Source organism: Thermincola sp. GK-1, assembly GCF_059412445.1.
In genome coordinates, this window is record NZ_JBSQAT010000012.1 from 34,928 (window position 1) to 47,838 (window position 12,911).

Sequence of the window (12,911 nt, forward strand, 5' to 3'; positions counted from 1 at the left end):
AAAATATACTAATTGGATGCCGTAGTTGCCTCGGCCTGCGCTACCCTCCCCGTCCAGTTGGCCAGCAGCCTACTCAATACGTCTATAAGAGCCATCGGTCTGTGTTTTTCTTTTTGTGGTTTGAGTTGCTCTTCCTTTTGAATTTTTTGCGCCGGTACCTGTTCTTTGCCAACTGAATCTTTTGATTCGACAGCTACAAATTGGACTCCTGCAGATGTATCCGGTTTAACCATACCAAGTTTTTCCGTAGCTACTGCTTCAATTCTCTCTAAGGACTGCAATTGGGCTATTTTCATTTCTAATGCCTGGTTCTGTAGCTCCATTGCCTTTATCTGTTTTTTCATTTCCACAATTTTGTACCCTGTAGCAGCAATTTGGGCGTACTTGGTGGCAAGCAGCAAAAATACAGTGAAGGCTATCATCATGATGCCAGTATAAACCAACCTGGACTTGTTCCGCATCCGGCGGACTTTGCGGGTGCGCCGCGGGCGAACAGCCGTTTGTTCCTGGTAGCGGTAATAATCATGACTTTCTCTTGCCAATATCAAAGTTATTCAGCCTCCCCGTTTTTTAGAACCAAGCGTTCTGCCACCCTGAGCTTTGCACTGCGCGCCCTGGGGTTTCTTTCAATCTCTGCCGTCGAAGGTTCAATGGGTTTATTGGTAATAATTTTGAGCAAAGGAACGGTCCCGCAGGTACAAACAGGAAATTCCGGAGGGCAAACGCATTCTTTGGCCAAATCCCTGAACATTTCTTTGGTTATCCTGTCTTCCAGGGAATGGAAAGAAATGACACAGATTCTCCCTCCGGGCGCCAACACCTCTATTGCATCCCGCAAAGCGGATTTAAATTTACTTAATTCATCGTTAACGGCTATTCTTAACGCCTGAAACGTCCTCTTAGCAGGGTGCGGGCCTTCTTTCCGGGCCCCCGCCGGAACAGCGTTTTTAATAATTTCCACCAACTGCCCGGTCGTCGATATTTCTTCCCTGGCCCGGGCTTCCACAATGAATTTGGCAATCCTTCTGGCCCAACGTTCTTCGCCATACTCCGAAATAATTTTGGCCAACTCGTCTTCCGTGAGGCCGTTCACCAAAATACGGGCTGTAACCGGTTCCAGGGGGTTCATACGCATATCCAGCGGAGCGTCTACTTTATAACTGAATCCGCGTTGAATCTGGTCAAGCTGGTAAGAAGAAACTCCCAGGTCAAAAAGCACCCCGTCCACCCGGTATATTCCCAGTTCTTCCAGAATATCTCTGATGCGGTTAAAATTACTGTGCACCAAACGGTAGTTGAACCCTATATTTTTTAACCGCTTTTCAGCCGCTGCTATGGCATTGATATCCTGGTCTATGCCTACAAGAAATCCGTTTGGTTGAATTTTTTTCAAAATTTCTGCCGAATGTCCTGCTCCTCCTAACGTGCAATCAACATATACGCCATCGGGCTTTATATTCAGGTGGCTGATACTCTCATCCAACATAACCGGCACGTGATGAAAATCCATCTATGTTCACCTTCCGGAACTTTTTAGATTCCCAAATCAAAATCCACAATTTTTTCCGCCAGCTCCTCGTAGGTCGATTCAGATTGCCGGCTGTATTTTTCCCACTCTTCCCTGCTCCAGATCTCTACCCTGGTGGAAACGCCGATAACAACTACCTCTTTGTCCAACCTGGCATGACTTCTGAGATTGGCGGGGAGTAATATTCTGCCCTGTTTATCTACCTCGCATTCGGTAGCCCCGGAAAAGAAAAACCTTACAAAGGCCCGGGCATCAGCCCTGGTAAAGGGAAGTGATTTCATCTTTTGTTCCAAAAGCCGCCATTCTTCCATGGGATATAAAAACAAACAATTATCCAGGCCCTTGGTGGCAATGAACTTGTCACCAAGCCCTTCCCTGAATTTGGCCGGAATAATAACCCTGCCTTTAGCATCAATTGTGTGTTGAAACTCTCCCATGAACATGACGGTTTCCACCTACTTAACACACCCGCTGGGAAATAAAAGGCTATTCCCCCACTTCCCACCACTTTATACCACTCTATTCTCTATATTCGTGAAAAATCCTTCTAAACTTTATACCAAAATGAAAATTTTTTCCGTGAAATCTCTTTATTTCTCGTGTTTTTTCGTTCTAGCTCCGTTTTACACAATATATAGTGCCCCCTCCACTTTGGCTGCACAATTTGTTGTGCATTCGCAATGCAAAGGCGGTCGGCATCCGACGACCAGTAGTCAACCGCCAGAATGACCAAATAACCGGTACTCCCAAGTCACGAGGGAGAATCTTTTCTCAAAGACAGTAGAAATACCGTTTACCACTGAAGAGTTAGACATAGAAGGTACAGAGAAGAGAAGTACTGAAAAATTAGTGAATCATAGAAAAAAGTATACATATTCAGGCTATGAAAAATTTTTTTTAACCGTTTGGCCTCATCCGCAAGCGCTAATATGCTTAATCAGAATTAAACTAAATTGTGTTTTGTCCATTATCAGGCATAAAATAACCTCTTGATGGCAGGAATGGTAAAAATTTTAACGAACATAAAATATAGTTTTTTGTAAAAAAGGAGGTGTAAAATGTCAGACAAAGTCGGGATTTTTATTGACGGCGCTTATTTAGATCGAATTTTTCAAGATGAATTCAATTCTCCAAAAGTTGACTATGAAAAACTGGCCATATGGATGAGTCAAGGCATACCTATTTTTAGAACTTATTATTACCATTGTCTCCCATACCAAAGCAACCCCCCTACTGATCAAGAAAGAGAAAGATTTTCTAAGAGGCAAAGTTTTTATAACCGTTTATCCCAATTACCCCGCTACGAAATTAGATTAGGCAAACTTGAGCGGAGAGGTAAAACGGAAGATGGTACGCCGCTATTTATACAAAAAAGAGTAGATATTTTATTGGGCGTTGATTTGGTTTTATTGGCCGCCAAACAAAGAATTACTCACGCCACTATATTTGCCGGTGACAGCGATTTTCTCCCAGCTATTATGGTGGCAAAAAATGAAGGTGTCTTAATAACCCTTTGTCACGGAACTGCACACCCGCCGCATGACGATTTATGGCAAAGTGCTGACGAAAGAATTCCTTTAACTCAAGAAGTAATCACATCAATTTTAAGATAAAAAGTATTGACACAACGAAAAATGGTTATTATACTTGTAGGTAGAATATTTACTGACGTTCGCGAGGATGTCAGGCAGAATACTACCAAACCCCGCTTTTAATGCGGGGTTTTTCCTTTTCTCCAGTCTTTACGTCTGGAAGGCAGGTAGTTCCCGCATGTCCGAAGATGGTGAAAATACCGTTTCGAGGCTTTACTACTGCATTTACTCTGCAGGATGTCAAAAAACCGCTGCACATTAAAGTGATGAGTTGCGACTTAGTGGAACACGGGCCGGCTGCCCTCCACCAAGTCGCAACTTATTGTTTCACCGGACAGCGGCTACTTTTTCTCTTACCCCGCAGGGTAGGCAGGGTTCTCCGCCTACCATTTGGGAGCGACTGCGCCCGCAAAACCGCTGCCGGGCCGACAGAGAGTTCCCGCATGTCCGAAGATGGCGAAGGCCGCCGGGAAGTCCGGCGCTCAACACAGGTTGAGTGACCGGACGGGAGGCGGCCTGACTTATCAGAAATGCTATATGAGCCATCGAGTTCGGGAACGCTGCCTGCCCGGCAAGGTTTTGCAGCACAAAGCTCCCAGGTAGCGGAGACACCCTCCTACCCTGCCGCCATTCTCCAGCACAAAGCTCCGGAGTAGCCGGGACACCCCACCCACCCTAATCATTACGATTATTCTCTTTATGGCAGGAGGGCATATTATTCTGGAGCGGGGACTAAAATCGTTCTCCGGCCCGCAATCCACGAAGTGGGAGCGGTTGCCGGAGGAGATTTCGTCCGTGAGCGGAAGAATAATATGCCCTCTTTTTTCAATTTCGCCCAGAGCAGAGGAATCATTTAACCTCCGCTTAGTTCCATGATGAGGTTTGGTGCGCAGCAAGCAGGGGCTGTCTTTAGACAGCCCCCGATTTCTTCTTGCGCCTAACCGGCTTTTTTATTTGCAGTTTTTCTTCAATGATTTCCCCATTCCCGTCTAACTGTACGACCACCCCGTGAACACCGCCTAAATTGGCCAGGTGTACGTCGCTCCATTCAACAGTATAAGTCTGGTCGGCTTTTCTGGTCACATTATAAAAAGGAAATCTTGACCGTTTAAGAAATATATCTACATAATCAGAATCGCGGGATGATTTTACACAGCGGTGAAAGGCGCCGGAGCAAAACTCCTCCTTGCTCAGAATCTCTTTGCGCCGGGTATCAACGCAAAAATGAATGTACCTGTTCCTTTCTTTAACTATAACATCCCAGAGAAAAGGACTGACGGCCGAAGGAAGAACGAAGACAGCCGCTCCTTTATCCGGCCCCAATTCCTCCAATACAATCTTCCGCGCTTTTCTTTTTTGCCTGACCCGGTAAGCCAGATAGGATATAACAACGGCGAACGAAGCCAAATAAGAAAAGGCGGAATTTTCCGGGACCTGATAGCCAAGATAAACCCCGGCTACAAGGCCGGAAATTACGACCGGGTCAAAAAACCAGATCAAGTCCAGGCTGTATTTCTTTGATTTAAACGGGTAAAACAAAGGCAGCCCCCAGGGGGTAAGGATATCCATGGCCAGGTGGGATAACAATCCTGCTCCGACCATGGCTAAAACCGTAGCCCAATCATGCACAGGCGTAAAAAGACGGACACCAATGGAAATTAACAACCCCAAGACTACCGTACCCAACAAAGAATGGGTAATCTCCCGGTGGTACTTGTAAAACGCCTTCGGCCCCTTCAAAAAGGTGATAATATCAAAATCATGGGCTACACTACCAACAATTGTTGCCACGTAGCCAAGGAGCCTATACTTTTTGCCGAAACTCAGACCGGCAATCATAGAACCCAGCAGACCGTGCGAAACCAAATCCACTTTATGCACCCCTTTAATCCTATACCCAAGATAAGGACTGTAACTTTATAATGAAAGTATAGCATAGAGCCGCCTTTATTTCATCTGCCATTTTGTAACGAATTAAAGGGGAAGGAGTCGTCTTTTCCTTTGACTGAAAACGGCAATCTTATCATAGCCAATTTCTAACAATAACTGTTTCGCTTCAGGGAAACACGCTCCCACCTGCTCCGGAGTATGAGCGTCAGACCCCAACGTGACAGGCACCCGTCTTTTAAAGCACTCACGCAGGAAAACTGCCGATGGATATATCTCTCCAACAGGAGCCCTTAAGCCCGCGGTATTAATCTCAATGCATATGTCGGCGTCGGCAAAGCATTTGGCCAAGCGTTCATATATGTATGTAATATCCTTCCGCGGGCGAAAATTCAGTTTTTTGACCAGGTCCGGGTGAGCCAGTATGTCAAAATGGCCGGAAGCGGCAGCCTTTTCCAGCAAGTTAAAATATTCAGCGTAGACTTCATCAATGTCTCTTTTTTGATATTCATCAATAAACCGGGGATTGTCAAAACCCCATCTGCCCAAGAAGTGGATGCTCCCTAATACATAATCAAAAGGAAAGGCATTGATGATTCTTTTAAGTTCCGCTTGGCAGTCCGGGTCAAAATCCGCCTCAATACCAAGCTTTATATTGTAAGGATAAAATTGCTTCTGCAATTTTTCTACCGCCTTAACGTATATAGGCAGCTCTTCCTCAGCCATGGCAATGGAAGGGTCCCTTTCAGCCGCCGGAAGAAAATACATGGGTATATGGTCCGCAACGCCTATTTCCACTATACCCTCCCTTTTGGCTTTTAAGACATATTCCTCCATCTCCCCTTCGGCATGACCGCACATTTTAGTGTGCATATGATAATCTATCAGCATTATTATACCTCCGCTTCCAGTAGTTCCCTGCTGAAAAAAATATACTGCGCAAAGCCCCGGACTTCTTTTCCTTCTTTTTCAGCGCCATCAACAATTATCGCCCATGTAAACAGCCGGCCGCTGTTTTGCAGGTGACTAAATTTTTCCAGGGTCTCAGTATTTACCGTACCTAACCCATCGCTGATAAAAAGCATATCCAATTGGTCTTTTGCGTGATTGGCCGCTATCTTCATTACCTCTTCCAGAGGCCGGTTAAAATCTGTAGTCCGGGTGCCAAAAAAGGTCAGTAATATATTTAATATATCACTTTCACCGTAAAATCCTTTAAGGCAACTAATCGTTTCGATGGTCTCGTGGTCGCCAAACAAGATCACTATGCAATCACGCCTGCTCAACCGGGCCTGTTCCAATACTTTAATGGCGATAGCCTTTGCTTTTTCCTCTTTTGGCCCCTGCATAGACCCCGAACAATCAACACAAATTACCAGTGGTCCACGCTGCAGCCGGTCACTGAAATCCAGCATCCACAACTGCTGTTCGATTAGCCTGGCATAAAACCTTCTTTTGCTGGACGGATGAAAAAAGTCCCGCCACTGCTCTGTTAATAAAAATTCTGTCAACCCCCCGGTACAAACCCCCTGTAAACCCCCTTCACCCTCTGCTATACAGGGAATCGCACCCGACCATTTTAAAGTTTGCGCCCGGTTGGCAATGTTTTTTAACTTCTGATTACCCGAATACCTGGCCATATAAACCAGGTATCCCCGGAGGCCATTGGAAAGAAAGCGCTTACTTTTTTCCCCGTGCACCAAATCACCTGCCACCGGCACCTGAAACCCTTGCTGAAATTCTTGTCCCAATCGGGAAGCAGAGCCGGAAAACCACAGTCGCATCAGCTCGGCCAGCAAAGAACGTTGTACCCGTAAAGCCTTCTCCAGTTCCCTTACTGTGCGCATGTATGCCCGGTAAAGCAAATGGCTGGAAGGCAATTCCCTGTTGGTACCATACCTTCCCTTTCCCAGGAAATCAGCTTGTGTTTTGAGCCGGTTGACAGTAAAACTTACGGATTTTACCTTTAGGGCCACATCAATTAATTCAGGCGGTAAAACCTTTACTATTAGAGCCAGAATTTGAAAGGCAGCAAAAAGAGACTTTTGCCTGCCGCCTCTAGTCACCTGGCGTAGCTGCTGGAACTCCCGACTTTGTAACAGCCTGTTTATAACGAGGATGTTTAACCTGGCAGCAGCGGGAACCAAGTGCATGGGTGAAACCTCTATGGTACCGGAGTAAAGCAGCCAGAATAATTCAGGAATCAGTTCGGGACCGAACGGTTTCGTCTGAAATTCCGCCAGAATTTCCTGCCAGCCAGGCCATTGGGACAATGTTTCCCAAAATATATCCCAGTGATAGGGAGTTAGGTTTAAGGCCTGTTCACGATTCATAGCGCTGAGTTCCTCCAGCGGCAGCCAGATTTTTCAAAACCGTTGTCATCAAGCTGTCAATGTTGTCAACCCTGCTGCCGATTTCCCTGGCCAACTCCAAATCGCTGCCATAAACATGCAACAAGCTTTGTAATTCCTGTTTCAGTTCCATCAATCTGGCGCCTTTTTCGGTTCCCTTGGCGAAATGCCAATTACCGCCCGTTAAATCGGCATAAATTTCCCAGGCTTCGGCAGTAATGCTCTCAAGGCGTTCAAGGACCGGTTTTTGCAAAACCGTCCATATCTCGGCGAATATTTCCCGGTCTCGCGGCGTGTTCCAGAAAATATCCCTTAATATATATAAATCTTCCAAACAGGCCCTTGTCCTGCCTTCCAGCAGAGCCTCAGCCTTAACTACTAAACAACTTTGCCGCACCCGGCGGTCCGAAACAGCCACCCCCTTTTGGCGGACCCCCATAACAATGGCTACCAGCCTTGATATAACTTCCAGGGGCAGTTCTATGTCCAAAACCCGGTTTTGTAGAAAAATAATGTCCTCAATGGACATGAGTGGAGTTTTATTTGCACCGGGTTCTAAGTTAATTAAATTTTTCAGCTCCTGGGCAGTACTCAGATACCCAAGCTCGTACCTCAACAAAAACCGGTCATAAAAAGCACTTAATTCACCCGTGGTTTCCACCGGCAATGAATTAGACGCCCCAACCAGCATCATCAACGGTACCTCCGTTAGCCTGGTACCGTTTAAAATTTTCTTTTCGTTAATAATATTCAAAGTGGCATTCAGGCATCCACTGTTAGAATTAAAAACTTCATCGAGAAACCCAATATGAACATCCGCCAACCGGCCATCCAACACCCGGACAAATTCATCCTTTTCTAACCCTTGCAAGGAAATAGGGCCTATTATTTCATCGGGCCGCGTAAACTTGGTCATCAGATAGGAGAAATATTTGACTCCCGCAATCTTTTGGACCATGCTGTTCACCAACAAGCTTTTGGCTGTTCCCGGAGGTCCAATGAGCAGGACATTGCTTTTCGTTAGAAGCCCTAAAAGCAAACCCCGTATTACATCGTCACGCTGCCGGAATTCCTGTTGCAGCGCCTGTACTATATCAGTTAACGGTCCCATGGCAAATCGCTCCTTGTCCATTATCATTAGTTAATATGAATCAAGGAGCAATAATTTATGATTTCAGCTCTCCAGACCAGTTTTTGGTACCGCTTTATTATAGCTTGGCAAGAGATAAGGCTTCCACCTTAAGCGTAATGCTTTGGGGAAGCCATAGTTTAGAACCCTTTGCGGAATTTTTCGGATACCCGAACGGTAATGTCGTAAACTTTGTTGGCCAGTTCTTCCGTCAAAATCCCCGTTCCGCAGCTAGGCGTAATCAGAGACTGCCTTAATAATATGTCTCTGTCTAAACCTTTTCCTTCCAATGCCTGCAGCCGTTCTCCCAGCAAAGAAGCAAGGGTTTCCGCCGATTCCTGGTACAGTTTCTCCGATGTGGGAACGATTCCCCAGGCGAGAATACCGCCACGGTCCATATACTGTTTCAGTTCACTGCTGTAACTGGCCAACGATACGAAGTATTCATAAGCATCAAAACTGATAATTTCCAGGTTGCTTTCCATTAAAATGGTCCAGTCCATACCGGCGCAACTATGTACCCCTACAGCCGCACCTGCCGAATGGATCTGTTCAAATATGGCATTAAGTTCATCTATTATTTCCTCCCGTTTTAGAGTTACATGGGTAGACATGCCGCAGGCATACAACCCCGGGTCGTCTACGAAAATTATTACCGGCAGCCCGAACTCAGCCAATTCCCTGGCCTGCAGCTTCCCCTGCATGGACAACACTTTTATTAGCACATCCCTGATTTGCGGGTCGTAATAGGCAGCCCGCCTGTTTTGGTCTGTCAAAGCAAACCCCACCGATAACAGGCCACTGATTTGCCCCTTCAGGCACCTGGCCGAGCCGGTACCTTTTTCCGTGAGATATTTGTGGAAATCATAATACCCCTTGGCTGAATCCGGCGGAAAAGCAAAATACTGCAGCGCCTTATCGTCTCCCTCGGCCGCTGCGAGGTATATGGCGTAAAACTCTCCCAGCCTGGCAGCCCAATCCTGGTCATCGGTATTAAAGTAATATTTTGCACCATGCACACTAATGAGCCCCACTTTGGTTAAAGGCCCGATAAACTGGTTTATAAAACCTTCCTGCTCCCCTGCCCTGGGCAACTGGGCCCAGTGCGGAATATCCGCAAACTTCTTCATTATAAATTCTGTAGCTTCTCTCGGGTCGGTTAATGGTAAACTGCCGATACCGGTCGGCAGGCCTGAATAATCAAAACCTAAATTCATCTCCTGGCTCCTTTCATATCGTCTTTGGTATAAGTTTTCTTACATGCATTAATATTAATGTTAGCCTTTTTAGAAAGAAAAATCAAGTTACTCTTGATAAAAGGATTTTCCCTGTCTGCTGCGAATAATTTAACGATGGAATAAAAATATATATGGCGGTGATAAACGGTGAGGGAAATACTTAGGTTAATGCAGGCTCTGCAGTATGCCCTGGAAGGGTTGGTTTACCTGGTTAAGGAACAGAAAAACACCCGCCTCTTAATGGTTATAATGGCTTTAACCCTGATAATTTGCCCTTTGTTGGGTTTTTCGGGTTTCCAGACAGCAGTAGTCTTTCTAGCCGTCACCATAACAGCCGTTGCCGAAATAATTAATACTGCCATCGAAATCACCCTGGACCTTATCTGCAACGGCAAATTTCACCCCAGAGTAAAAATCGCCAAAGACACGGCCAGTTGCGCTGTCTTATTCTGTGTCTTCGCTTCTGTAGTTGTTTTCCTGATTATTCTTGCCCAAAACATATTCGCTTAAGCAGAGTAAACAATCTTCCCACCAACTATCGTCATCAGCGGGCGAAACTTTTTGTCAAATACAGTTATATCTGCATCGAAGCCAGGTAACAGGCTTCCTTTTTTGTTGGCCAATCCCAGCAGCCGGGCAGGATTCAGGGAAGCCATGCCCACCGCTTCCTCGACAGTTAAACGCACCTGCTCAACCAAATACTTTATTCCTTCAAGCATAGTAATGGCGCTGCCTGCCAAAGCCCCTGTCAGCAGCCTGGCTGTATTGTTTTCTACCACCACTTCCATGCTGCCCAACGGATAAGTTCCGTCCTTCATGCCTCCTGCGCTAATACAATCGGTAATGACCGTAATTAATTCCGGTCCCTTTAATTCATAAGCCAGGCGAAAAGCCAGCGGGTCCACATGGTGGATTTCCGGTATGATACTCAGGTGCAGGTTTTCCAATAACAGCCCTCCACCCACAGTCCCGGGTTTGCGGTGGTGAAATCCCGCCATAGCATTGTAAAAGTGGGTGATACCCCTAACCCCCCACTGCATTGACTGTTTTAACATCATGTGATCAGCTTCCGTATGACCTGCAAAAACAAGGACTCCACTGCTGGCGGCTTCCCGGACCACCCTTGCAGCTCCGGCCATTTCCGGAGCAAGAGTAATCAACCGTAAGCTACCGGCGGCCATCCGGTTTAAAGTTTGAAAATACTGCTCATCAGGCTCGGTAATAAACCTGTCGTCCAATGCCCCTTTCCAGGCCCGGTTTACAAAAGGTCCTTCCAGGTGTACGCCCAGGACACAGGCTCCATAGCCGTCCTGTTTTTTAATAAACCCGCCCAAACTTTTGACACATTCAGTCAGCTTCCCTCGCTCCAGGGGAACCAGGGTAGCCAATAAAGAAGTGGTTCCGCCGCTGGCGTGAAATTCCGCCACAGTGCGGAAGGATTCCTCTTTTCCGTCAGCAAAATCAGCTCCGCCCCCGCCATGTACATGCAAATCTATGAACCCGGGGCAGATGAACCCGTCAGCAAAGGCAATGACCTGACTCTTTGCAACGCCTGCCGGTGAGAACCCCGGTCCGCGGCCGGTAATTTTCCCTTCGGCAAAAGAAACAAACCCCTCTTGCACACCGTCCATAGGATCTACTATGTTACCGTATAATACAGTTGCCTGTTGAGCACTCGCTGTATTTGCCATGCTAACCTCCCAAAACGGGGATTTCCCTTCCCAAAACTATTTGTGTCTTTTGCACCACACACCTGAAGGCGTGCAACTCAACACCGCACTCGGCAGCCAATTGCAAGTTTTCGGCAAAAACGGGGTCTGTCTCGGCATTGGGGGCAAATGTTTCCGCATCAGGCCTTTGCACTACAAAAATTACCATACCTCTTAATCCCTGCCGTACCGCCTGAACTAATTCTTGCAGGTGTTTGGAGCCCCGTTCGGTGGGAGCATCGGGAAACATGGCCGTATTACCTTTAACCAGGGTAACAGACTTTGCTTCAATAAAGGTTTCTTCCCACCTGCCCCTGCCTGCATCAACAGAAACTTTAAAGTCAAAGCGGCTTTTCCCGAAGGTTACTTCTTTTTTTAGGTCCGTCAATTCTTGGCCCTGCCAAAAAGGCAGGTTGCCTTTTTTTAAAGCCTCCATAATGATTAAATTCGGGACCCTGGAATCAACCGATACCAAAGTCCCGTGAAAATCCACCAGCAGCAAATCATATTTAGTAGTCCTTTCCGCTTTAGGACTCTCCGCCAGGTATACCCGTCCCCCAGCCGTGAGCAGTTCCTGCATCCGGCCCGAATTAGGAACATATACCTTTTCCTTTTTTTCGCGCACCAGAACCAGGGCGCTGAACCTGCTGGTTCTCTGCAAAAAAATACCTTCAACTAAAGCCGGCAGACGCAAATTAATTACCTCCGTTGTCCCAATCGTCCAAGTTCCATATGGGAACCCGGTCTTTGGCTGTTTCTACTGCTTCCCTTCCCAGGCCGTGCAACGTGACCACATAAAAATATACAATACCCAAAACAAGGCTGGCCGCATGCATAACCACCAGAATCATGGGCACTGAATGATAGGAAACATTATCGCCGATGCGAATTAACCCTTGCAGCAAAGAAATGGTAGTATAATCGCCCATGGTCTCAGCAATTTTCAAAGCCGCGGAAACAGAAAGATATTCCATAAAAATGATCAGTAAAGGAATTAAGTGCCAGCCGAACTTTTTTGACATAATACCAGCCCTTTGCAACAAAATTAGACAAATCTACCTAATTTCATTATAATTCCTGTACACACCTGTGGCAACATGCAACCGATTAAAACCTATCAAAGTGGTATCCTTTGAACACCGAGTCTGATATCCTCCCCGCAATTGGGGCAGGAAACCAGGTGGATACAACGAGCCACATAACCATCATTGTTCACCATATGGAATAAATCATGCTCCTCGTAAGGACTGTACGGGCCAAGATAATTATCCAGACTGCCGCCGTCCTCCATAATTTCCGCACACCTGGGACAGCGTAGTGATAAAGTTGTTAATCCGTTGCAAACAGGACAGCCATACTCCATGAAACCAACTCCTCGATTATTTTAAATTTATCTTTCCTCCAAACCTGGAATTAGTTGCATAAATACGCGAACCACGGAGTACACAGCGCAGCCAAGCTGCAATCAAAATTTAAA

General features: G+C 46.3%; 15 protein-coding genes. 3 read left to right on the forward strand and 12 right to left on the reverse strand.

Features of this window, described 5'->3' with window-relative positions:
• Window positions 1-8: 8 nt before the first annotated feature.
• Genes ACSNJE_RS11670 through mraZ form a run of 3 tightly spaced genes read right to left on the reverse strand, consistent with a single transcriptional unit; the run spans window position 9 to window position 1,971 of the window.
• Complete coding sequence (locus ACSNJE_RS11670; protein ID WP_052216859.1) at window positions 9-548, reverse strand: septum formation initiator family protein; 540 nt, start codon at window positions 546-548, stop codon at window positions 9-11.
• A 2-nt stretch (window positions 549-550) separates the two neighbouring features.
• Window positions 551-1,510 carry a 16S rRNA (cytosine(1402)-N(4))-methyltransferase RsmH gene (rsmH, locus tag ACSNJE_RS11675; protein ID WP_495252716.1) on the reverse strand — a complete coding sequence of 320 codons (960 nt, stop codon included), beginning with the start codon at window positions 1,508-1,510 and terminating at the stop codon, window positions 551-553.
• Between the two features lie 23 nt (window positions 1,511-1,533).
• On the reverse strand, window positions 1,534-1,971 hold the full coding sequence (gene mraZ / locus ACSNJE_RS11680) for a division/cell wall cluster transcriptional repressor MraZ (RefSeq protein WP_013121015.1): 438 nt from the start codon (window positions 1,969-1,971) through the stop codon (window positions 1,534-1,536).
• A gap of 615 nt (window positions 1,972-2,586) precedes the next feature.
• On the opposite strand from mraZ, the gene ACSNJE_RS11685 reads away from it, so the two are divergent.
• Together ACSNJE_RS11685 and ACSNJE_RS11690 are read left to right on the forward strand one after the other, a co-directional pair.
• Window positions 2,587-3,141, forward strand: coding sequence for an NYN domain-containing protein (locus ACSNJE_RS11685; protein ID WP_495252717.1), 555 nt, complete (start codon window positions 2,587-2,589; stop codon window positions 3,139-3,141).
• A gap of 432 nt (window positions 3,142-3,573) precedes the next feature.
• Window positions 3,574-3,723: a hypothetical protein gene (locus tag ACSNJE_RS11690; protein ID WP_495252718.1), complete on the forward strand. Its 150-nt coding sequence runs from the start codon at window positions 3,574-3,576 to the stop codon at window positions 3,721-3,723.
• A gap of 306 nt (window positions 3,724-4,029) precedes the next feature.
• On the opposite strand, the gene ACSNJE_RS11695 is transcribed toward ACSNJE_RS11690, so the two are convergent.
• The 5 genes from ACSNJE_RS11695 to ACSNJE_RS11715 all read right to left on the reverse strand — a co-directional run bounded on the left by ACSNJE_RS11695 (window position 4,030) and on the right by ACSNJE_RS11715 (window position 9,704).
• Window positions 4,030-4,992 carry a metal-dependent hydrolase gene (locus ACSNJE_RS11695; RefSeq protein WP_052216862.1) on the reverse strand — a complete coding sequence of 321 codons (963 nt, stop codon included), beginning with the start codon at window positions 4,990-4,992 and terminating at the stop codon, window positions 4,030-4,032.
• Between the two features lie 102 nt (window positions 4,993-5,094).
• Entirely contained in the window at window positions 5,095-5,898 is an 804-nt protein-coding gene (locus ACSNJE_RS11700) for a histidinol-phosphatase (RefSeq protein ID WP_052216863.1), read from the reverse strand.
• A gap of 2 nt (window positions 5,899-5,900) precedes the next feature.
• On the reverse strand, window positions 5,901-7,340 hold the full coding sequence (locus ACSNJE_RS11705) for a VWA domain-containing protein (RefSeq protein WP_495252719.1): 1,440 nt from the start codon (window positions 7,338-7,340) through the stop codon (window positions 5,901-5,903).
• Window positions 7,330-8,469, reverse strand: coding sequence for an AAA family ATPase (locus tag ACSNJE_RS11710; RefSeq protein WP_052216865.1), 1,140 nt, complete (start codon window positions 8,467-8,469; stop codon window positions 7,330-7,332). Before ACSNJE_RS11710 ends, ACSNJE_RS11705 begins: the two co-directional genes overlap by 11 nt.
• A gap of 158 nt (window positions 8,470-8,627) precedes the next feature.
• On the reverse strand, window positions 8,628-9,704 hold the full coding sequence (locus tag ACSNJE_RS11715; RefSeq protein WP_474774662.1) for a uroporphyrinogen decarboxylase/cobalamine-independent methonine synthase family protein: 1,077 nt from the start codon (window positions 9,702-9,704) through the stop codon (window positions 8,628-8,630).
• 168 nt (window positions 9,705-9,872) lie between these two features.
• On the opposite strand from ACSNJE_RS11715, the gene ACSNJE_RS11720 reads away from it, so the two are divergent.
• The gene (locus ACSNJE_RS11720) at window positions 9,873-10,235 is read left to right on the forward strand and encodes a diacylglycerol kinase family protein (protein WP_052216867.1); all 363 of its coding nucleotides are present in this window, start codon (window positions 9,873-9,875) and stop codon (window positions 10,233-10,235) included.
• On the opposite strand, the gene nagA is transcribed toward ACSNJE_RS11720, so the two are convergent.
• The 4 genes from nagA to ACSNJE_RS11740 all read right to left on the reverse strand — a co-directional run bounded on the left by nagA (window position 10,232) and on the right by ACSNJE_RS11740 (window position 12,797).
• The gene (gene nagA, locus ACSNJE_RS11725) at window positions 10,232-11,416 is read right to left on the reverse strand and encodes an N-acetylglucosamine-6-phosphate deacetylase (protein WP_052216868.1); all 1,185 of its coding nucleotides are present in this window, start codon (window positions 11,414-11,416) and stop codon (window positions 10,232-10,234) included. The two genes, ACSNJE_RS11720 and nagA, sit on opposite strands and share 4 nt — an antisense overlap.
• Window position 11,417: 1 nt before the next feature.
• Complete coding sequence (gene sfsA / locus ACSNJE_RS11730; protein WP_474774661.1) at window positions 11,418-12,128, reverse strand: DNA/RNA nuclease SfsA; 711 nt, start codon at window positions 12,126-12,128, stop codon at window positions 11,418-11,420.
• A gap of 1 nt (window position 12,129) precedes the next feature.
• On the reverse strand, window positions 12,130-12,456 hold the full coding sequence (locus tag ACSNJE_RS11735) for a hypothetical protein (RefSeq protein ID WP_152908953.1): 327 nt from the start codon (window positions 12,454-12,456) through the stop codon (window positions 12,130-12,132).
• A gap of 95 nt (window positions 12,457-12,551) precedes the next feature.
• The gene (locus ACSNJE_RS11740; protein WP_013121024.1) at window positions 12,552-12,797 is read right to left on the reverse strand and encodes a hypothetical protein; all 246 of its coding nucleotides are present in this window, start codon (window positions 12,795-12,797) and stop codon (window positions 12,552-12,554) included.
• Window positions 12,798-12,911: the final 114 nt, after the last annotated feature.

Bases quoted from the DNA above. Each gene is read 5' to 3' on its own strand.
- rsmH (WP_495252716.1), bottom strand. From the start codon at position 1,510: ATGGATTTTCATCACGTGCCGGTTATGTTGGATGAGAGTATCAGCCAC.
- mraZ (WP_013121015.1), bottom strand. From the start codon at position 1,971: ATGTTCATGGGAGAGTTTCAACACACAATTGATGCTAAAGGCAGGGTT.
- ACSNJE_RS11685 (WP_495252717.1), top strand. From the start codon at position 2,587: ATGTCAGACAAAGTCGGGATTTTTATTGACGGCGCTTATTTAGATCGA.
- ACSNJE_RS11690 (WP_495252718.1), top strand. From the start codon at position 3,574: ATGGCGAAGGCCGCCGGGAAGTCCGGCGCTCAACACAGGTTGAGTGAC.
- ACSNJE_RS11700 (WP_052216863.1), bottom strand. From the start codon at position 5,898: ATGCTGATAGATTATCATATGCACACTAAAATGTGCGGTCATGCCGAA.
- ACSNJE_RS11705 (WP_495252719.1), bottom strand. From the start codon at position 7,340: ATGAATCGTGAACAGGCCTTAAACCTAACTCCCTATCACTGGGATATA.
- ACSNJE_RS11710 (WP_052216865.1), bottom strand. From the start codon at position 8,469: ATGGGACCGTTAACTGATATAGTACAGGCGCTGCAACAGGAATTCCGG.
- ACSNJE_RS11715 (WP_474774662.1), bottom strand. From the start codon at position 9,704: ATGAATTTAGGTTTTGATTATTCAGGCCTGCCGACCGGTATCGGCAGT.
- nagA (WP_052216868.1), bottom strand. From the start codon at position 11,416: ATGGCAAATACAGCGAGTGCTCAACAGGCAACTGTATTATACGGTAAC.
- ACSNJE_RS11735 (WP_152908953.1), bottom strand. From the start codon at position 12,456: ATGTCAAAAAAGTTCGGCTGGCACTTAATTCCTTTACTGATCATTTTT.
- ACSNJE_RS11740 (WP_013121024.1), bottom strand. From the start codon at position 12,797: ATGGAGTATGGCTGTCCTGTTTGCAACGGATTAACAACTTTATCACTA.